Genomic DNA, 20,464 nt, shown 5'->3' with positions numbered 1-20,464 from the left:
CATGCATCAGTTAGTGCAACAGCCGAATATAGTAGCAGGCGAAAATACCCCCGTCAACGAGTATGTGGAGCAAATCCACAAGTTCGCACAGGTATGGGGCTGACGAGTCGGCCCTCGTCGTCCTCGCATGCTTGATTCTGACGCTCGACATCGTAGGAGCAGATGGTCACGAGGTCTTGCATACCGGTGGAAACAATAGGTGCATCCACGCCCGGGGTCAAGCCCTGCAACAAAACATCAGCAGCGGAAAGCAAAATTTCCGGACGCATGGAGCCCTCGTTGTCGGCATGGGTGTCGAGCATGAGCACCAGATGGTCCGGACGCTCCCCAGCCGTGAGCTCATAGCCCACGAGCGTGTGATCCAAATCCAAGCGCTTGCTCTTTTTGCCGCGCGCGTAGTCGATGCCATGGTCGGCGCGCAGCGTGTCGATCGCACGACGCACCTCGTCGGCGCTTACGGGCGCCTCGGGATCCAAGTGCAGGTCGATGCGATACGACAGACGCGTGAGCTGCGCCGTCAACGCCGGCGTGCGCACGTCGATATACGCCGCCTCGATGGGCGCCAGATCGGCCGGTGACGCCGCAGCCAGGCGCCCAAACGCCTCGTCGAGCGCCACGAACTCGGTCATAAACAGGTCATACCACTCGCAGGTCGACGACGTACCCACCGGTAGCGCCGAAGAGAAGCCCACGCGCATGTGCGGAGAGAAGCCCTGCGTGACGGCATAGGGAAGTCCCGCACGGCGCACGATGCGCTCAATGGTATGGATTACTTCGAGATGGCCCAGGTACTTAAGGCGATCGCGCTTGCCATAGCGAACACGAAGCCTAAAGAGCGTGGGGTTGTCGGTCAGGCGCTCACTCATGCGCGATCACCCATCAATACATTCTTGACGTGGAGCGTGGGGCAGATTCCGCAGCCGGTGCACGACGTGCGGGTGCAGTCGGGAGTCGTGACACCCTCGAGCGAGCGACGGTACTCGCGCTCGAGGAAGCCACGCGTGCAGCCGGGGCTCACATGCTCCCACGGCAGGCGCCAGTCCAACTCGTAGGGCAGGTGCACGAGCTCATTGAGGTCGATGCCGTTTTTGGCAGCAGCCTCCTTCCAGTTATCGAGCGAGAAATGCTCCACCCAGGCGTCAAAGCGAGAGCCCGAGCGCCAAGCGTCGATGATGACGGGCGTCATGTCACGACCGGCGCGGGACAGCGCGGCCTCGATGAGCGAGGTCTCGGCATCGTGGTAATGAACGCGGACGGCACGGTTGCGAACGCTCGTGATGAGCAGCTTCTGGCGACGCTTGACGTCGTCGTAGTCGAGCTGCGGGCACCACTGGAACGGCGTGGCAGCCTTGGGGATAAAGACCGAAACCGAGATCGACACCGAGATCGAGCCGCGACGAGCCTTGGGCACCACGGAACGACCGAGCTCCAGCACGTGATCGGCCAGATTGGCGATGGCCACGATGTCCTCGTCGCGCTCGCCGGGAAGGCCCATCATAAAGTAGAGCTTCATGCGGTTCCAGCCGGCCTCGAAGGCCGCCTTGGCCGCACGGTCCAGGTCCTCCTCGGTCACGTTCTTGTTAATGATGTCGCGCATGCGCTGGCTGCCGGCCTCGGGCGCGAACGTCAGGCCGCCCTTCTTTTCGCCGGCGACCGACTCGGCCATATCCACGCCAAACGAATCCAAGCGCTGCGACGGAATAGACACGCGAATACCCGTATCTTCCAGGCGACGGTTGAGCCTGTCAAGCACGTCACGAATGCAGGAGTGGTCGGTCGTGGAGAGCGAGGTCAGCGACACCTCGTCATAGCCGGTCTTTTCCAGACCCTGAATCACCGACGAGACGATCTGGTCGGCCGAACGCTCACGCACCGGGCGATACGTCATGCCGGCCTGGCAAAAACGACAGCCGCGAGCGCAGCCGCGCAGAATCTCAATAGACAGGCGGTCGTGAACCAGCTGCGCATAGGGCACGCACGACTGCGACAGCGGATTCGTGGCGCCGAAATCCTCGACGACGCGTTTGTAGACCACGGTCGGCGCATCCTTGCCCTCGCGCGGCACGGTGTAGCCGTGCGGCGAGCAGGGCTCGTCGTGACGAACCTCATAGAGCGACGGCACGTAGTTGCCGGCAATGGATGCAAGCTGCTCAACAATCTGCGCGCGCGGGACTCCTTCGTCGCGCAGGCGGCGATGCAGCTGGCAGGTCTCGAGCAGCGATTCCTCGCCCTCGCCGATGAGGATGGCATCGAAGAAGGCCGCGTACGGCTCGGGGTTGTACACCGAGGGGCCGCCGGCGATGATGATGGGGTCGTCTTCACCTCGGTCGGCCGCTAGCAGCGGAATGCCAGCGAGATCGAGTGCCTCAAGGAAGTTCGTCACCGCCATCTCGTGCGGCACATGCAGGCCGACGATATCAAACGAAGCGACCGGCGCTGCACCCTCGAGCGAGAGCAGCGGAATGCCTGCCTCGCGCATAGCGTCACCCATATCGGGCCACGGCACATAGCCACGCTCGCAGGAGATGCCCTCGGCCTGGTTAAGGATGTTGTAGAGGATGGCGATACCCTGGTTGGGCAGACCAACCTCGTACACATCCGGGTAGATCAGGCAGCAACGGTAGTCGGCATCGGCCTTGGAAAGCGTGCCCCACTCGTGATCGATATAGCGGCTCGGCTTTTCGACCTTGGCGAGCAACGGCTCAATTAAATGAAAACAGTCTTGATACGGAACGCGCAACGGAAAACCCCTAAGCAGCGAGATCGGATGCGTCCTGATAGGACGCCATAGGACGGGTAGCGCCCGCGACCGTGGTCACCAGATCGCGAACGCGGGAGAACGTGGCAGTAACCACCTCGTTGGCACGGCTGTAGTCGACATCGCGCTCGTAGAGCGAAACGAGCGCACGGCCCATGCCATAGGTGCCCGCGGCAGCAGTGAGCGCCTTGACGGCAAACCCAATATGCGGCGTCTGCTTGACGAGCGCGCGGGTGACCGCGCGGATCACAAGACCGCCGACAAGCACGCCCGCGACCTCGTAGCCGCGCTCAGGCTTAATGCCGCGTCCAAAGACGGCAGCGAGCTCAAAGAGCATGCCCACCTGCGCCAGCGCCATAACGGGATAATCGGCGCCCGGCAAAAACACCAGCGCACCGGTCGCCATATTGGTGAGCGCGCACGAGGTGATGATACGATTGGCCGCCGCGATGCGCATGAAGGCAAAGTTCGCCGCAAAAGCCGTTTCCTTTTCGGTGCGATCGAGAATCCAGCGGGCAAGCGTCTCGAGCAGATACGTCTTATCGGTTGCCGCTACCACGCCGAGCACAGGCGTGGACTCCTCGATAAACGGCACCTCCACAGCAGACTCGGCAAGCACGCACACGGGGGCGCCGGCGATCACGAGCTCCTGCACGGCACTCTCCAAGCGGTCGGAGCCGCACGAGAGCACCAGCACCACATCGGTATCGGTCTTTGGAGCAATTCGCTCCTCCCCCAGACGCTCGACGCGCACAATGCCCGAGGTCGTCTGCGGTACAAAGGCGTCACGCACCGTCTCGGCCAGAAAGCGCGAGGCGGACGAATCCAAATAGACCGAGACGCGCACCGGCGTATCGGAATCCTTCTTAACGGACGCGCCCATCTTAAAAGCGCGCGTCAGCTTATCTACGGGAATTTTCATAGCAAACCCCTCCAGCGGTTACGCGGCGCCCGAACGATGCCGCCATATGGATTGTACGATACCCACCGTCAGCAGCTGAATCATCATCGAAGACGAACCGAAGCTAATAAACGGTAGCGGAATACCGGTAATCGGCATCATGCCGATGCACATGCCGATGTTTTCGAAGGTCTGGAACGCCCACATGCCAACGATGCCCACACACGATAGGCGCAAGAACAGCGACTCACACTTAAAGGCGACGCGAATCGTCGAAAAGATCAGCAGCACGTAGAGGCACAGGAGCAAAAAGGAACCGCAAAAGCCAAAGGTCTCGGACAGGAAGGCGAAGACGAAGTCGGTGTGGAACTCGGGCAGAAAGCCGCCGGCCGACTGCGTCGCATGGCCCAAACCCTTACCAAAGAAGCCGCCCGAGCCAACGGCGATAAGCGACTGCTGCAGGTTGTAGGCATCGTCCGAATCGGCATTATCGGGGTCGATAAAGACCGTCAGACGGTTCATCTGATACTGCTTGATGAGCACATCGTGGCCGAGCAACGAATCAAAGACCGAATCGAGCGCCAGGACGAGGGCCACCAGGCCCACGAGCAGGGCCAGGGTCGACAGCACCCATTCGCGGCGTGCACCGCTCATGCAGATGACGATGGCGCCCGAGACCAGCACGACCAGGCCCGAGCCCAGGTCGCCCATGGCGACGACGGCCAAAAACGGAATGGACAGCATGCCGCAGAGCTTGACGTAGTCGCGAACGGTATCGATGCGGCCGTTATACTGCGAGCCAAGCGTGGCGATAAAGAAGATGGTGATGAGCTTGGCAAGCTCAACCGGCTGGAATGTCAAGCCGATACCGGGAATCTTGATCCAGCCCGTCATGCCCAGACCGCCCGTATAGGACAGGCCCGGAATCTTGGGCGAGAAGATCACAATAAGGTCAATGACGAGCAGCGCCGTCGAGAAGTTAGAGATGCCGCGCAGATCGGTACGCCAGACGAGCACCGCAAGCACCGCGCCAATGCCAATGCCCAGCAGGTGGCGCGAGAATGAGGCGTCGGCCTTAAACTGTGACGCCGACCAAATAATGATGGCGCCATAGGCAACGAGCGCGACGGTAGCCAGCAGCACACCGATATGCACCTTTTGGCGAAACGTACCGCGCGAGGCCGAAAGTTGCTTGTTGACGCGGTCCAGGCTGCTGCGAGAGCCGGTCTTGGTTGAACGGAACAGATCCGCCGGAGAAAAATCCATCGCAACCTCCTATCGAACCGAAGAATCGCCCGAGGCCGAAGAGGTATCGGGCTCGTCATAAATCGCGCCGAGCACGTCGCGCACGACATGCATCGCGGTATCTGAGCCACCGCCGCCCTGCTCCAGGACAGTAGCGATGACATACTTGGGATCATCGGCCGGCGCATAGGCGCAGAACCACGCGTATTCGTCCTCGCCGCTTTTCTCGCCCGTGCCCGACTTGCCGTATACCTGCGGCGTCAGGGTGCCAAAGTGAGCCGCCAGGGACGTCGATGCCGTGTAAATCACGTCGTGCATGCCGTTGCGAACAAGAGCCAAATCCGAATCGCTGTTGATCTTGGCCTCCAAGCGCTTCTTCTTGCCTTTGCCGTTGTACTTATAGGCATCGCCGTCGCCATCGCGCGACACGGCAGACAAAAACACGTGAGGCACGTACTGCTTACCGCCGTTGGCAAGGCCCATGTAGGCGCATGCCATCTGCAGAGGCGTCACCAAAATGTCGCCCTGGCCGATGGCAATGTTGGTCATATCGCCGGCATTCCACTTGCGGTCCTCGGCAGAGGCGTCGGTAAAGTACGACTCTTTCCACTCGGCATCGGGAATACGGCCCGCGCCCTCACTCGGCAGATCGATACCGCAGGTCTTGCCTAGACCCCAGCGACGAAAAACCTCCTGCAGGCCCTCGGGATGTTGCTCGTCATAAAAGAACGCCTTGCCCATGTCGTAGAAGACAGGGTCGCACGAGTTGGCGATACCCGACTGCAGCGTCATGGTGCCGTGGCCAGACGTCAGCCAGCAGCGCTTGCCCCAAGCCTTGCCCAGGCCCGTCCAATAGCCCGTGCAGTTGGTTGTCTGCGTTGAAGTGTAGGTTCCAAACTCAAGACCGGCCAGCGCCGAGAGCGGCTTGATGGTCGAGGCCGACATGTACTGTCCGCTAATGGCGCGGTTGAGCAGCGGGTGCGAACCCTTGTCATCATTGAGCTCGGTCCACACGTCGTTTGAGACGCCACCGATAAAGACGGACGGATCGAACTTGGGCTCGCTCGCCATGCCCAAGATCTCGCCATTGTTGGGATCGAGACACACCACAGCGCCGTTGCCGGCATTGCTGTAGCCAGTGGTCTTGGCAAGCTCGATAGCGCTCGCCAGCGCCGTCTCACAGGCCTGCTGGATCTTAAGGTCGAGCGTGAGCTTAATGTCGGAGCCGGCCTTCGCGGGCACGGCGCCGGCCTGACCGGTCACATTGCCCGAGGCATCGACCTTGACGGTCTGCTCGCCACGAATACCCTGCAGCAGGTTTTCGTAGTAGCTCTCAACGCCCGCCTGGCCCACGATATCGCCCGACTGGTACGTAATCTTGCCAGCAGAAGCATCATCATCGCCAGAGGTTTTCTTATTCTGGGCCTCGAGCTGCTCGGAGGTAATGGTGCCGGTATAGCCCAAGATATGACATGCCGTCTCGCCATATGGATACTGGCGCTCGGTACGCTCGGCAATCTTGACGCCCGGGAACTCGCCGGCATGCTCCTGAATATAGGCAACCGTGGAGCGACGGACGTCCGTCGCGATGGTATGCAGGCTCTGGGCGCCCTCTGTATTGTCCTGAATATTGCGAAGGACCGCCACGTAAGGCATTCCAAGCACGTTGGCAAGATGGCGAACCAGAACCTCATCCTCGGCAAGGTCGCGGTAGGCCACGACAGCCAGTGAGGGACGGTTCTGGACAAGCGCCACGCCATTGCGGTCGAGGATGCGACCGCGCACAGCGGGTGTTGTAACGGTGCGAGTCTGATTACTATTGGCCTGTTTCTCGTAATAGTCCGACGAGACCATCTGCATGCCCCACAGCTTGACGGCGAGCGCCGCAAACATCGCGCCCACACCCGTGGTGAGGATGGAAAAGCGGCCCTTAAAGGCGGTCGCCGCGGTATTGCCCTCGCCCTCGGTGGCGCGCGGGGCCGTTCCATGCTGCGTATCGTAGGTAAAACGGGAATCGCCGCGACGCATGATGACCAGCGCGACCACGATGGCCACAACCAGCACGATACCGGCGATAATAACCGTCAACTGGGAAGACATCTACGGGCCTCCCCTATTTGAGCTTGCGGGTCTTGGGCTTAAAGCGCATACCCGCCTGGCGTCCGCCACGTGCGGAGAATCCATAGCCGGACTGCGGCACGACGCCGGACATCAAAAACGGAATGGCAACCAGACCCGTCAGGATCGAGGACGGCAGCGCATGGCCGAAGATCGCTACGACAAAGCTCGTCTCCAAACCCATAAACAGCAAGATGATGCTGTAGATCACATTAATGACGAGCGCAAAGGCGCCCACAGTGACGCCGCGCGCACTCGGGGTACCGCCCGTCTGACCGACGGCGCTGTGCACCAGGGCAAAAGAACCCACGGTCAGCAGAAGCGACATAACGCCCACCGGCACGGCAGCGGACAGGTCATAGAACAAGCCGCTGCAAAAACCGCACACGACGGCACGGGTCGGGTCGCCCGAGAACACGCTTAGGCACACCAGGATAATCATGAAGTTGACGCGACCGCCCGCAATGGAGATCTGCGGTGCCAGGCCTGCCTGCAGCAGCACGCACACAATGGCGGCGATCACAAACGTGCGGGAGCTCATCCCCTGCTCGTGTAGATCCATGGACATGCCCCCTATTCGCTCGAGCCGGAATCGGTCGTCTCGGACGTGTCGGAACTGTCATCCGAGCTCTCGTCCTTCGTCTTGGTCGCAGCATCGCGCGACGTTCCCTGCGGCGTGCTGTTGGCCGTGCTCACGTCCTCATCCGAGGCCGACTGTTCGTCGGTCAGCGAGGTAATGACCAGCACTTCCTCGTTGTTCTCGGCCGTCGTCTGAGCGCGCACCACAATGGTGTAGTACACATCGTTTGCCGATTTCTCAACCGACGAGACGGTGCCGAGCGGTAGACCCTTGGGGAACACGCCACCGATGCCCGAGGTCACGATGATGTCGCCAACCTTAACATCGGAGTCGACGCTCACGTACTCAAGACGCAGCGTGCCGTCAGCCTGACCCTGCAGCATGCCCTGGGCGCGCGTGTCCTGCACCATGGCGGACACGCCCGAGTTCTCGTCGCCAATCAAGCGCACGGTAGACGTTTTGGCCGATACCTCGATAATCTGGCCGATAACACCGGCCGAACTCGTCACAGGCATGTTGATGGTAAGCCCGTCGGCAGAACCCTTATCAATCGTGACGGTCGAGGTCCAGGCATCGCCCGAGGCACCAACGATACGAGCTGCGGTCGATTTGAGGTTGTAGGTCGACTGCAGGCCGACCAGCCCCTCCAGACGCTCAGCGGTCTTTTGAGCCTCGGAGAGCTCAGCAACCTTAGAGGTCAGTTCCTCGTTTTGCTTCTTAAGCTCGTCAAGCGTGTCCTGCGACGCCGTAAGGTTAGAGAACACGTTGCCGATCGCATTGAAGGGAGCCGCCACAGCCGAACCCACAAAGCGCACCGGCGAGGTAATCGTCGTTACGCCCGAACGCACGGCATGAATCGGTCCTGCCTCGCCCTCGCGGATGTAAAACGTGAGCAGCAACACCGAAATCAGGCTGAAAACAATCAACGGGCGCATACCCGTTGATTGTCGCTTGGTATTCAGATTTGTGGAGAAACCCGAAGATCGTGCCAAATGGAATCCACCTTTTGGAAATTAAGCATTGGTCTGGACGAAGCCGCCATCAAACGCATTGGCCTCGAGCACGCGGGCGCAGCCGTTAACGACGTTATCGAGTGCCGTGGGGCTGACGTTGACCGAAACGCCGGTCTCATCGCGCAGGCGCACGTCGAGACCGCGCAGCAGCGCGCCGCCACCGGTCAGCAATATGCCATAGTACATAAGGTCAGAGGCAAGATCGGGCGGCGTGGCATCGAGGGCGTCTTTAACGGCCTTGGCCATCTCGTCGAGCGGCTTGTTGAGCGCGCGACGAATCTCCTCGCTCTCGATGCGCACGGTCTTGGGCAGACCCGTGATCACGTCGCGGCCGTTGACCTCGACGTCGAGCTCGTCCTTGAGCGGCACGGCGGAGCCGACCTTGATCTTGATGTCCTCTGCCGTACGCTCGCCGATGGCCAGGTTGTAGGCATCGCGAACGTGTGTGAGGATGGCCTGATCGAACTCGTCGCCGGCAATACGGATGGACTGCGAGACGACGATGCCGCCCATAGCGATAACAGCGACCTCGGTGGTACCGCCACCGATGTCGATGACCATGGAGCCGGTGGGCTCCTCGACGGGCAGGTCGGCGCCGATAGCAGCAGCCATGGGCTCCTCGATCAGGTAGGCCTGGCGAGCGCCGGCCTGGATCGTGGCCTCAAAGACAGCGCGCTTCTCGACCGACGTGACGCCGGAGGGAACGCAGACGACAACACGCGGACGCGGAGTCCACGGATAGCGCTTCTCGGACGCCTTGTCGATAAAGTAGCGAAGCATGGCCTCGGTAACGTCGAAGTCGGCGATGACGCCGTCCTTCAGGGGACGAACGGCCACAATGTTGCCGGGCGTACGGCCGAGCATGCGCTTTGCCTCGATACCGACCGCCAGGATGCGCTCGTCGTTCTTGTCGATGGCGACGACGGAGGGCTCGCGGATGACGATGCCCTTGCCGCGCACGGAGACAAGCGTATTTGCGGTGCCGAGGTCGATGGCAAGATCGCCCGCATAGCTACCGAAGAACATATCCATCAAAGAAAACAACGCAACTCCTGATGTGTTGGATGATTGCTGGAAAACTACTAGCTCATGATACTAGCGCAAGCCCGGCACCTCACTTGCGGTGAAGCGCCGGGCAAAGCTAAATCCCATAAGGTCACTACTGGTTGTCAGCAGCCGAGAAATCCATATCGAGCGAGGAAACGGCCCAGCCGATATGATTGTCGGAGCGCACGAATTTGACGGTGTACTCCTGCTCGCCGCCCTTGGACAGCGAAGCCTTGACCTTGGCGCTCGTCTCGGTCATGGACTGATCCATGCCCTCGACGGACACGGTGGCGCCCTGCGGAATCGAGGAGATGATCATCGACTTGGCGTCCTCGGACAGACTCGAGGCCAGGCAAGACTCGGCCTTTGCGGTGTCACCGTCGCCGGCAGCCTGGAACAGATCGGTGATAACCGACTCCTGCGAGGGGAAGCCAAAGCCGCGCGTGTAGGCAAAGCCCAGACCGCCCGCAGCAATCAAAATGAGCAGAAGCAGCACGATGAAGACTTTGAGACCCGTGTGGCGATGGCGACGACGGACCTTGGCCTGCTTACGATCCTGACGGTCCTGCTGGACCATCTCGGACTCGGACAGCGTAAAGAAGCCGGTGTCCGAGGGATCGGGCATAAACTGACCGGTCGCGCCCGTAGGATCGAGCGGATCGACGGCAGGAGCGTCCATCGCGGGCGCCGGAGCCGTGACCATAGCCGTCTGGGCAGACAGTGCGGCAAGCGAATCATGCACGCGGGCAAGCTCATCGGCCTGCTCGGAAGTGAGCTGGTAGATGCCATCGGCAGTAGCGGCGTTAAAGGCGTCGAGTGCGTCGGAGGGACGGCCGGCGGCAGAAAGCGCCTGACCCATGCCGGCATTGAGCGCACGCGTGTCGTCGCGGGGGCCGGCAAAGTCGATAGCCGTGCGGTAGGTCTCCACGGCATCCGCCGGACGGCCGAGCTTAATGAAGCAACGACCGAGCTCGCCGAGTGCGGCGGCAGGAGCCGGATTGGCGCCGTCGATGGCAGCTTGACGGAAGGCAGTACCCGCGTTGGCATAGTCGCCCGACTGGAACAGCGCGTTACCCAGGCCGAGATAGGCCTTGAACGGCGTGGCATAGGAAGCGTCCTGCGTAGCGGCAGAAAACGCCTGAGCGGCCGTCGTGTAGTCGCCCACGGCGGCGAGAGCCTTTCCGCGGTTGGTGAGCAGTGCGCCGCGCTTGCCATAGGTGCCGTCGTTGAGGGCGGCGGCATAGGCCTCGGCGGCCTCGGCATACATGCCCAGGTGCATCAAGGCGTTGCCACGAAGGTGATCGGCCTCGCCCATAATCTCATCGGGAGTTTTTGCCGCCCCAAGCATCTGGGCTGCAGCGGAAAAATCACCCGCGCGGTAAGCGGCGCGGCCCTGTTGGATCAGCTGGCTATTCAAGGAAGTCCCCTTTACTCGTGAACGATCTCGACATGGACGATCTCGTCGCCGGCACGCAGCTGCGAAATCACATCGAGACCCTCGACCGTGGTACCAAAGACGGTGTAACCGGAATCGAGGTTATGCTGGGCACCCAGGCAGAAGTAGAACTGCGAACCCGCGGAATCGGGGTCCATGGAGCGTGCCATGGCAAGGGCACCATCGACATGGCTGTTGCGCGGATTGGTGGCAAACTCGCCCTTGATGCAGTAGCCGGGACCACCGGTACCGGGCATGCCGTCAGGGCCCTCAAGACCGGCAGCGACGTCGGCGCCGGACATATCGCGGGTATTGGGGTCGCCGCCCTGAATGACAAAGCCGGGCACATAGCGATGGAACTTAAGGCCATCGTAGAAACCCATCGTGGAAAGCTCGCAGAAGTTCGCGACATGAATGGGAGCGCCCTCACCGTCAAACTTGACCTTGATGGTACCCTTCGACGTCTCGATAACGGCGCACTCGTCGCCGGCAAGCTGATACTCGGGCGTGTAGAGCTCTTTCTTAAAACCAAACATGTGGTTCCTTCCTCGTGCGTTTAAAGCATATTTGTACGAATTGTAGCAATAAGCATGCGCTTACATCAATTGCGCACGTAGGTTATGCCGACTATGGCGAACTAATTTTAGGAACGCTGCTGCGGCTTCCAGGAACCCACATTGGCGTCGTACTGGTTCAGTGCGCTGTTGCCGCCCTGCGCGATGGGCGCCAGGATATCGCTTTGGTGGGAACTCATCGACTCACCATCGGGAATGGCCAGCGAGATGTCCCAGCTCTGACAGATCACGTCGACACGCTCGTACATCCACTCGGCAAGCTGCTTTAAGTGGGCGATGTCATCCGCATAGACCGTATCGTCCTGATACTTAAGGTTGTTGAGCTCATCTTGCGTCTTTTTGATCTGGTCGCGCAGGGCGTAGGCACTCTGCGACAGCTCCTGACGGGTGGACAGCGGCGTTCGGAGATAACCGTTGTTAAAGGAATCGATGACCTCGCCAATCTGGTCCTCGTCACCGTAGGACACGATGGTCTGATACAGACCGTCGAGCCTGGTATAGAGCTGATCATCGGTGAGCACGGTTTCTTCCTGGACCACCTCGGCAGAATCGTCCTGCTTGGTATCGTCCTCGGTCGCCTCGCCCTTTTGGCGCGTGGGGAAGGTCGTCTGCGCAGCCTGGCCAAACTGGTCGTAGAAGCCAGGCATAACGCCCATGGGATCGGTCGTCACGAACCAATAGGCACCGCCGCAAACGACGGCGAGGACCGCAATGATAATGAGCGGCTTGGGGATATGGCGCTTGTGCTTGTGATAGGCGTCCTCGTCGGGGTGCACCTTGCGCTTGGGTTTTTGAGCATCGTCATGCAGAGAAACGGGCGTGGGAATATCGACCTTGGGGATACCGAAATCCTTATCGAAAGCCGGCAGCACACAGGTCTCATTGGGGTCGGCGGCGTCCGAAAGCACCGCAGCGGCAGAGGCCGGCGCATGCGGCACCTCGGTATCGATCTGCTCTTGCGTTAGGCGCGGAAAGCCTGCCGTGCGGCCCGCAGCAAGGTCGGATGCGGCCGCGTCCTCGGAGAGGATACCCGGAGCGGGGCGTCCGCATTTGGGGCACGTACGATCATGCGGAGAAAGACGGGCACCGCAGCCCTCGCAGAACACGAACTCGGTGTGCTCGGGACCGTCGCCCGGGCCGACGTAGGCGTTGCAGTAGGGACAAAACGAGGCGCCGTCCTCGATAGTCTTAAGGCAATGCGGGCAGATCACGGCATCCTCTTTTCGAAGCAATTCAAACAATCGAGGTTAGAGCATAACATCGCCACGGCCCCACAGGAGCAAGGCACCAATTCAACATCGCCAGAGCGCGTAGTTACTTCTTCTTTTTACTTGGCATCGAGACTTTGATGCCTTGGGCGGACTTGGTTACGCGAGAGCGCTTGGCTCCGCTACCCTTCTTTTTCTTGGGCTGGGCCTGGGCCACGCCCTCGAGTGCGCGGACCTCGGCCTCGCGAACGGTGCGAGCTTCGCGGCGCTGTGCCATGTCGGCGGCGACGCGCTTGGCAAAACGCTCCGCCGTCGAACCCGTCGAGCTCACCTTGCCGCCACCGCGACCCAAGCGGACGCGCACACCGCGGCCAAAACCAGTTGCGGCATGACGACGACGCGGCTTGAGCGAATCCATCATCGTGGCGAGCTTAAAGAACACCGAGCAGGTAAAGACCACGATGACAGCCAAGATAACCATCTGGCCCATCGACAGGTTGGCAATAGACAGCAGCTTCGGGAATCCGATAACGCCCGTCAGAATGCCGACGACTACAAACACAAAGAGCGCCACACGCAAGGGCGTGAGGGGCTGCGAGATACGCCAGATCAGGCTGACACTCGCCGCGCACGAAGTAAGCAGGCACATCGTAGACAGCGTGAGCTGGTTAAAGCCAAACACGCGCGCCACAAAGATATCGAGCGCCGCGGCCAAAATGACCGCAATCGACGCCGGCAGTGCCCGCTTGAGCACGTTCGTCAGGAACGACCCCTTCACGCGAGCATTGTTGGGCTCCAGGCCCAACACAAAGCCCGGCGCGCCGATGCAGAAGAAGTTGATGAGCGTCATCTGAATCGGCTCGAAAGGGTACGGCGGCAGCGCGATGCACAGTGCCGCCAGGCCCATCGAGAACAGCGTCTTAGTCAGGAACAGCGAGGCCGAACGCTGCAGGTTGTTGATGGAGCGACGGCCCTCGGCCACCACGGCGGGCATCGAGGCAAAGTCGTTGTCGACGAGCACGATCTCGGCCACGTTGCGCGCGGCATCGGAGCCGGCCGCCATAGCCACGGAGCAGTCGGCCTCCTTGAGCGCCAGCACGTCGTTGACGCCGTCGCCCGTCATGGCCACGGTGTGCTCGCGGCGCTTGAGCGCCTGCACGAGCTCACGCTTCTGCTGCGGGGTCACACGACCAAAGACATGGTAGCGGTCCACTGCGGCATCGAGCTTGGCCGGCGTATCGAGCGTCGTGGCGTCCACATAAGCGTCCGCCCCTGGCACGCCCACCACGCGCGCGATCGACGACACCGTACGCGGGTCGTCGCCACTGATCACGTTAAGGGTCACGCCCTGCTCGTTAAAGTAGCCGATGGTCTCGGCCGCCGAGGTACGAATCTCGTCGCGGATGGTCACAAAGCCCACGGGCTCGGCCTCGCCCACCATATCGCCATCGGGCGTAAAGCCGTCTACGCTCGCCACCACGAGCACGCGGCAGGTATCGGCAAGCTCGACGACACGGTTCTCGACCTGGGCAAACGCACGATCAGAGAGCACAAACTGCGCCGCACCCATCACATAGGAGCCCTGCGCAAACGACGCGCCGCTCCACTTTTTGGAGGACGAGAACGGAATGACCGACAGCGGCTCGGACACCTCGACCGGGCGATCGGCGTAATAGTTGAGCAGCGCCTGGCAGGTCTCGTTGGCATCGGCCGAAGTCGCACGCGCCACGTTAGCCAGAGCAAAATCGAGCACCGTGGTATCAACGGGAACGGTGGCTTCGCCCTCCCCCGCACCCATGCCAAAGCCCTCGATCGGCAGCGGATACGTGCCCTCGACCTCCATACGACCCGAGGTAATGGTACCCGTCTTGTCCAGGCACAGCACGTCGACGCGAGCGAGCGTCTCGATGCAGTAGAGCTGCTGCGCCAGCACCTTGCGGCGGGCCAGGCGCACCGTGGCGATGGCGAGCACCGACGAGGTCAGCAGCACCAGGCCTTGCGGGATCATGCCCAGCAGGGCGCCCACCGTGGACAGCAGCGCCGACGAAGGCACATGACCAGCCAACAGCTCGGAGAAGCACCACGAAAGCGCGCTATCGCCCGGGGTTCCCGCGGCATCCCACAGCTCGCTCACACTCGAGACAAACAACGCCAAACCGAGCGGGATCATGATGATGCTCGCAAAGCGCACGATGGCATTAAACGCGCTCATGATCTCGGAATTGACCTTTTTGACGTACTTGGCCTCGTTATTAATTTTGGCCACGTAGTTGTCGGCGCCGACATGGATCACGCGGGCGCGCAGCAGACCCGAGTCGATAAAGCTGCCGCTCATGAGCTCGGAACCGGGCTGTTTCTTAATAAGGTCGCTCTCGCCCGTCAGCAAGCTCTCGTTCACGAGCGCCTCGCCCGAAACCACCACGGCGTCAGCGGGAATCTGATCGCCGCGCCCCAGGCGGATGATGTCGTCGAGCACGATCTGGTCCAAGTCGAGCTCCACCTCGGAGCCGTCGCGCACCGCGATGGCCTTCTTAGAGGTCAACAGCGTGAGCTTATCGACCATCTTCTTGGAACGCATGGACTGAATGACGCCAATAGCGGTATTGAGGAACACCACGAACAGGAACGTCAGATTCTTAAACGAACCGGTCAAAATGACCAGGAACGCCAAGATCACGTTGATCAAATTGAACAGCGTGCAGAGGTTCTCGATGATGAGCTCTTTGACCGACTTGGTCTTGAGCTCCATGTTGCGGTTGATCTTACCGGCGGCGATGCGCTCCTCGACCTCGGCGGTCGAGAGTCCGCGCTCGATATCCGTTGCTGCCATACCACGTCCCATCACGTCGCGTCGGTATAAGAAAAACCGCCCGGACCATGCGGGGTTCGGACGGTCTTACGTTCGATGGTGCCCCATGTTGGATTCGAACCAACGGCCTTCTGCTCCGGAGGCAGACGCTCTAATCCCCTGAGCTAATAGGGCCAACGGTTGGCATTATACCCAAGTGCACCACGGGCTATCAAAATAAAAGAAAAAGCTTTGCAATTCCGGGGAAGACGCGGCGCAACGGCTCACTTTAGAAGGCAAAAGCGAATCAGATAGTATAAACTCTCATGCACCATATATACACGGCTCGCGATGCGGGCCGTTTTTGCAAGGGTTATCCATCGAGGTGAGAGGCACACCATGATTGCAATTTTAAAGCAGAGCGCCAGCGACGAGGCCGTCAGCCACATCGTCAGCTGGATTGAGAAGAAGGGTCTCAAGACCGACGTCTCACGCGGCGAGAACGAGACCATCATCGGCCTGGTGGGCGACACGACCAAGATCGACCCGTTCCTGCTCGAGTCCATGGATGTCGTCGAGCGCGTGCAGCGCGTCTCCGAGCCGTTCAAGCGCGCCAACCGCAAGTTCCACCCCGAGGACTCCGTCATCGACTGCGGCCACGGCGTCAAGATCGGCGGCGATCAGTTCCAGGTCATCGCCGGCCCGTGCTCCGTCGAGGGCGAGAACCTCATCCGCATCGCCCGCCGCGTGAAGGCCGCCGGTGCCACGATGCTGCGCGGCGGTGCCTACAAGCCCCGCACTTCCCCTTACGCCTACCAGGGCATGGGCCCCGCCGGTCTGGACCTGCTGTGCGAGGCGTCTGCCGAGCTCGACATGCCGATCGTCACCGAGATCATGGACCCGCGCGACGTGCAGGTCTTCCTGAACAAGAAGATCGACGTCATGCAGATCGGCGCCCGCAACGCCCAGAACTTCCCTCTGCTCAAAGAGGTCGGCAAGACCAAGACTCCGATCTTGCTTAAGCGCGGCATGTCCGGAACGATCGATGAGCTACTCATGGCCGCCGAGTACATCATGAGCGAGGGCAACGACAACGTCATCCTGTGCGAGCGCGGCATCCGCACCTTCGAGACCCGCACCCGCAACACCTTCGACCTCAACGCCGTGCCGGTGCTGCACCACCTGTCGCACCTGCCCGTCGTCGCCGACCCCAGCCACGCCACCGGCTACACCCGCTATGTCGAGCCCATGGCGCTCGCCGCGACCGCCTGCGGTGCCAACGGCCTGGAGATCGAGGTCCACGACGATCCGAGCCGCGCATGGTCCGACGGCGCCCAGGCCCTCACCCCCGATCAGTTCGACGACACCATGCGCCGCATCCGGGCCATCCGCGAGGTCGTCTTCCAAGAGACCATGGAGTAGCCCATGGGTACGGTGAGAAACGCGCGCGTTAACCAGGGCGGCCCCAAGTGCGCCGGCATCGTGGGCCTGGGCCTCATCGGCGGCAGCTTTGCCCGCGGCTATGCGCAGGCGGGCGTCCGCGTGCTGGCCTGGGACCCCGATGACGACGTCATGACGGCCGCCAGCATGGGCACCGTCGCCGGCGAGCTCAACGACAAAACGCTCGGCGAATGCGACATCATCGTCCTGGCTTGCTACCCCGAAGCCTGCATCGAGTGGCTCGAGGCACACGCCCAGGCACTCGCCGACGCCACCGATACCGAGGCCATCATGGGCCCCGTGGTAATTGACACGGTGGGCGTCAAGGGTATCGTGTGCGAGCGCGCCTTTGAGCTTGCCCGCGAGCACGGCTTTTACTTTGTGGGCGCGCACCCCATGGCGGGCACGCAGTACTCGGGCTATGCACACTCCCGCGCCGACCTGTTCCAGGGCGCGCCGCTCGTGCTCGTGCCGCCCGCGGTGGACGATGCGCTTAAGCTGGAGCTTTTGGGACAGGTGCGCGAGATGGTGCGCCCCCTGGGCTTTGGCAAGTTCAGCGTGACCAGCGCCGCCGAGCACGACCGTGTAATCGCCTTTACGAGCCAGCTCGCGCACGTGGTGTCCAACGCCTATGTCAAGAGCCCGACCGCCCAGGTCCACCACGGCTTTTCGGCCGGTAGCTACCGCGACCTCACGCGCGTGGCGCACCTCAACCCGCAGATGTGGTCCGAGCTCATGATCGACGACGCCGACGCGCTCGCCTTCGAAATCGACCACCTCATCGACTCGCTCGGTGCCTACAGCCGCGCGCTCAAGGATCGCGACCAGCGCTATCTGGAGAATCTCCTTGCCGAAGGCGACCGCATCAAGCGCGCACTCGACGACGAGGCCTCCCACTAGACCACCCATCACGCCAGGTCGAAAGGACCGAAGCTTATGGCGATTACCATCGATATCGACACCGCACGCCCCTACCAGGTGCATGTGGGCACGTTTTTGCTGGAGCAGGCAGGCCCGCTCGTCCGCGCCACCGCCGGTGGCACCAAGGCCGTCATCGTGACGGACACCAACGTGGGCCCCCTCTACCAGATGCCCGTTAAGCAGAGCCTGGAGGCGTCAGGCTACGAGGTGAGCATCTGCACCTTCGAGGCCGGCGAGGCCCATAAGCGCGCCGAAACCTATGTCGCCATTTTGGAGTTTGTGGCCGAGCACGAGCTTTCGCGCTCCGACGCGATCGTGGCACTCGGCGGCGGTGTCGTGGGCGACGTGGCGGGCTTTGTGGCCGCCACCTACATGCGCGGCTGCAAGTTTGTGCAGATCCCGACGAGCCTGCTCGCCATGGTGGATTCGTCGGTGGGCGGCAAGACCGCCATCGACCTGGCTGCCGGCAAGAACTTGGCCGGCGCCTTTTGGCAGCCAAGCGTGGTTATCGCCGACGTGGGATGCCTGGCGACCCTCACGCCCGAGCAGTTCGCTGACGGCTGCGGCGAGGTCGTCAAGCACGCCGTGATCGCCGACCCGGAGCTCTTCGCCGAGCTGGAGAAGACCCCGCTCACGCTGGAGCTGCTCAACCGCGACGTGGCCCGCGTAGCGCTCATCATCGCCCGCAATATCGACATCAAGCGCGCTGTGGTCGTCGCCGACGAGCGCGAAACCAACCAGCGCAAGCTCCTCAACTTTGGACACAGCGCCGGACACGCCGTCGAGGCCTGCGAGCACTTTGAGCTCGGACACGGCAACTGTGTGTCGATCGGCATGGGCATCATCACGCGCGCCGCGGCCCTGCGCGGCGTTTGCGATGCCGCACTGCCCGGTCGTATTGAGGAACTCTGCGCCCGCCATGGCCTCAAGACCCGCTGCGACCTAGATGCCGATGCCGTCTTTGCTGAGGCGCTCCACGACAAGAAGCGCGCGGGCGACACCATCGACCTGGTGATTCCGCACGGCATTGGCCGCTGCAGCATCGACCGCACGCCACTTTCCACTTTCCACGAACTCATTGCCGAGGGCCTCGGCCAGAAGGGAGACGCATCCGCATGCTAGCCCGCATCACCCCGTCCCCACTCAAGGGCACCGTTCCCGCCATCGCGTCCAAGTCGATGGCGCATCGCCTCATCATCTGCGCCGCGCTCGCCAACGGCGAGACACACGTCACCTGCAACACCACCTGCGCCGACATCGAGGCTACGGTGCGCTGCCTTACGGCACTCGGCGCCCGCATTGAAACCGTCGAGGACGGCTTCCAGGTCCACCCCACCATGAAGAGTGTTGAGTTTGGCCTGCTCAAGGCCCTTGCCGGCGGCACGCTTGACTGCGGTGAAAGCGGCTCCACGCTCCGCTTTATGTTGCCCGTCGCCTGCGCGCTGGGCGCAGAGGCCACGTTTGTGGGTCAGGGGCGCTTGGGCGCCCGCCCGCTCTCCCCGCTCTCGGACGAGATCATCGCCGCCGGCTGCGACCTACAGGGTCTGGGCGGTTTTCCGCTCAAGACGAGCGGACGCATGCGCCCGGGCACCTTTGTGCTTCCGGGCAACGTGAGCTCGCAGTATATCTCCGGCCTGCTGCTGGCAGCCCCGCTGCTGGCCCAGCCCTCCTGCGTGCAGGTAACCGGCCTCATTGAGAGCCGTCCCTACATCAACCTGACGATCCAGGCCATGAAGGCCTTTGGCGTCGAGGTCAACGTCGAGCGTATTCCGGCCAAGGACGGCCAGCCCGAGGTCACGAACTTCCGCGTGAGCAGCGGCTCGTACCGCACGCCCGGCAGCGTTGCTGTCGAGGGCGACTGGTCCAACGCCGCCTTTTGGCTGTGCGCCGGCGCTATCGGCGCCGACCCCATCACCGTGGAGGGCGTATCCCTGAGCTCCGCGCAGGGCGACCGAAACGTGCTCGCCGCGCTTTCGCGCTTTGGCGCCCGCATCGTACGCTCCACCAACGCCGCCACCGTGCAGTCCGACAAGCTCGCCGGCTTTGAGATGAGCGCCCACGACATTCCTGACCTGGTGCCCGTCATCTCGGCCGTAGCCTCGCTGGCGCAGGGCCGCACCTTTATCCGCGATTGCGCCCGTCTGCGCATCAAGGAATCCGACCGCCTGGTCACGACCACCCGCGAGCTCACCGCGCTGGGCGCGCAGGTGCGCATTGCCGGCGATGACCTCATCATCAAGGGTGTCGATGCCTTCACCGGCGGCGAGGTCGATTCGCACAACGACCATCGCATCGCCATGATGGCCGCTATCGCCGCGAGCCGCGCCACCGACGAGGTCGTGATCCACGGCGCCGAGGCCGTCAACAAGTCCTATCCCGATTTCTTCGACCACTACCGCCTGCTGGGCGGCAAGGTCACACTCGAGGAGGAATAG

Annotated in this window: 16 protein-coding genes and 1 tRNA gene; 4 read left to right on the top strand and 13 right to left on the bottom strand. The window is 61.9% G+C overall.

Annotated features, from left to right (window positions below; all coding sequences use genetic code 11):
* Window positions 1–53: 53 nt before the first annotated feature.
* From PMX72_RS00415 to PMX72_RS00355, 13 genes are all read right to left on the bottom strand, one after another.
* Window positions 54–866: a TIGR03936 family radical SAM-associated protein gene (locus tag PMX72_RS00415; protein ID WP_099431827.1), complete on the bottom strand. Its 813-nt coding sequence runs from the start codon at window positions 864–866 to the stop codon at window positions 54–56.
* Window positions 863–2,740: a TIGR03960 family B12-binding radical SAM protein gene (locus PMX72_RS00410; protein WP_117637229.1), complete on the bottom strand. Its 1,878-nt coding sequence runs from the start codon at window positions 2,738–2,740 to the stop codon at window positions 863–865. The genes PMX72_RS00415 and PMX72_RS00410 overlap by 4 nt, the downstream gene beginning before the upstream one ends.
* A 10-nt stretch (window positions 2,741–2,750) precedes the next feature.
* Window positions 2,751–3,680 (bottom strand): YcjF family protein, encoded by a 930-nt coding sequence (locus tag PMX72_RS00405; protein WP_117800147.1) that lies wholly within the window; start codon window positions 3,678–3,680, stop codon window positions 2,751–2,753.
* Between the two features lie 18 nt (window positions 3,681–3,698).
* A complete protein-coding gene (locus PMX72_RS00400) occupies window positions 3,699–4,925 on the bottom strand; it encodes an FtsW/RodA/SpoVE family cell cycle protein (RefSeq protein ID WP_055249988.1) in 1,227 nt (408 codons plus the stop codon).
* 9 nt (window positions 4,926–4,934) lie between these two features.
* Window positions 4,935–7,004, bottom strand: coding sequence for a penicillin-binding protein 2 (mrdA, locus tag PMX72_RS00395; RefSeq protein WP_271729021.1), 2,070 nt, complete (start codon window positions 7,002–7,004; stop codon window positions 4,935–4,937).
* 13 nt (window positions 7,005–7,017) lie between these two features.
* Entirely contained in the window at window positions 7,018–7,584 is a 567-nt protein-coding gene (locus tag PMX72_RS00390; RefSeq protein ID WP_118098724.1) for a rod shape-determining protein MreD, read from the bottom strand.
* A gap of 11 nt (window positions 7,585–7,595) precedes the next feature.
* Window positions 7,596–8,537, bottom strand: coding sequence for a rod shape-determining protein MreC (gene mreC, locus PMX72_RS00385; protein WP_082421788.1), 942 nt, complete (start codon window positions 8,535–8,537; stop codon window positions 7,596–7,598).
* Between the two features lie 78 nt (window positions 8,538–8,615).
* A complete protein-coding gene (gene mreB, locus PMX72_RS00380) occupies window positions 8,616–9,647 on the bottom strand; it encodes a rod shape-determining protein (RefSeq protein ID WP_006236061.1) in 1,032 nt (343 codons plus the stop codon).
* Between the two features lie 127 nt (window positions 9,648–9,774).
* Window positions 9,775–11,079 carry a tetratricopeptide repeat protein gene (locus PMX72_RS00375; RefSeq protein WP_271729022.1) on the bottom strand — a complete coding sequence of 435 codons (1,305 nt, stop codon included), beginning with the start codon at window positions 11,077–11,079 and terminating at the stop codon, window positions 9,775–9,777.
* Between the two features lie 11 nt (window positions 11,080–11,090).
* Window positions 11,091–11,633, bottom strand: coding sequence for a peptidylprolyl isomerase (locus tag PMX72_RS00370; protein WP_006236059.1), 543 nt, complete (start codon window positions 11,631–11,633; stop codon window positions 11,091–11,093).
* Window positions 11,634–11,740: 107 nt separating this feature from the next.
* Entirely contained in the window at window positions 11,741–12,883 is a 1,143-nt protein-coding gene (locus tag PMX72_RS00365; RefSeq protein WP_271729023.1) for a zinc ribbon domain-containing protein, read from the bottom strand.
* A gap of 103 nt (window positions 12,884–12,986) precedes the next feature.
* Window positions 12,987–15,710, bottom strand: a complete 2,724-nt coding sequence (locus PMX72_RS00360; RefSeq protein WP_271729024.1) for an HAD-IC family P-type ATPase — start codon at window positions 15,708–15,710, stop codon at window positions 12,987–12,989.
* 76 nt (window positions 15,711–15,786) lie between these two features.
* Window positions 15,787–15,863, bottom strand: a tRNA-Arg gene (locus PMX72_RS00355).
* A 204-nt stretch (window positions 15,864–16,067) separates the two neighbouring features.
* Here PMX72_RS00355 and aroF point away from each other — a divergent pair.
* From aroF to aroA, 4 genes are read left to right on the top strand one after another with little or no spacing between them, the layout of a single operon-like run.
* Window positions 16,068–17,090: a 3-deoxy-7-phosphoheptulonate synthase gene (gene aroF, locus PMX72_RS00350; RefSeq protein ID WP_271729025.1), complete on the top strand. Its 1,023-nt coding sequence runs from the start codon at window positions 16,068–16,070 to the stop codon at window positions 17,088–17,090.
* A gap of 3 nt (window positions 17,091–17,093) precedes the next feature.
* A complete protein-coding gene (locus PMX72_RS00345) occupies window positions 17,094–18,008 on the top strand; it encodes a prephenate dehydrogenase (protein ID WP_271729026.1) in 915 nt (304 codons plus the stop codon).
* 36 nt (window positions 18,009–18,044) lie between these two features.
* On the top strand, window positions 18,045–19,151 hold the full coding sequence (gene aroB / locus PMX72_RS00340; protein ID WP_271729027.1) for a 3-dehydroquinate synthase: 1,107 nt from the start codon (window positions 18,045–18,047) through the stop codon (window positions 19,149–19,151).
* Window positions 19,145–20,464, top strand: a complete 1,320-nt coding sequence (gene aroA / locus PMX72_RS00335) for a 3-phosphoshikimate 1-carboxyvinyltransferase (RefSeq protein WP_271729028.1) — start codon at window positions 19,145–19,147, stop codon at window positions 20,462–20,464. Before aroB ends, aroA begins: the two co-directional genes overlap by 7 nt.

This window comes from Collinsella aerofaciens (genome assembly GCF_028207065.1).
Taxonomy (GTDB): Bacteria; Actinomycetota; Coriobacteriia; order Coriobacteriales; family Coriobacteriaceae; genus Collinsella; species Collinsella aerofaciens_AR.
This window is presented reverse-complemented; position numbering and strand designations above follow the sequence as displayed.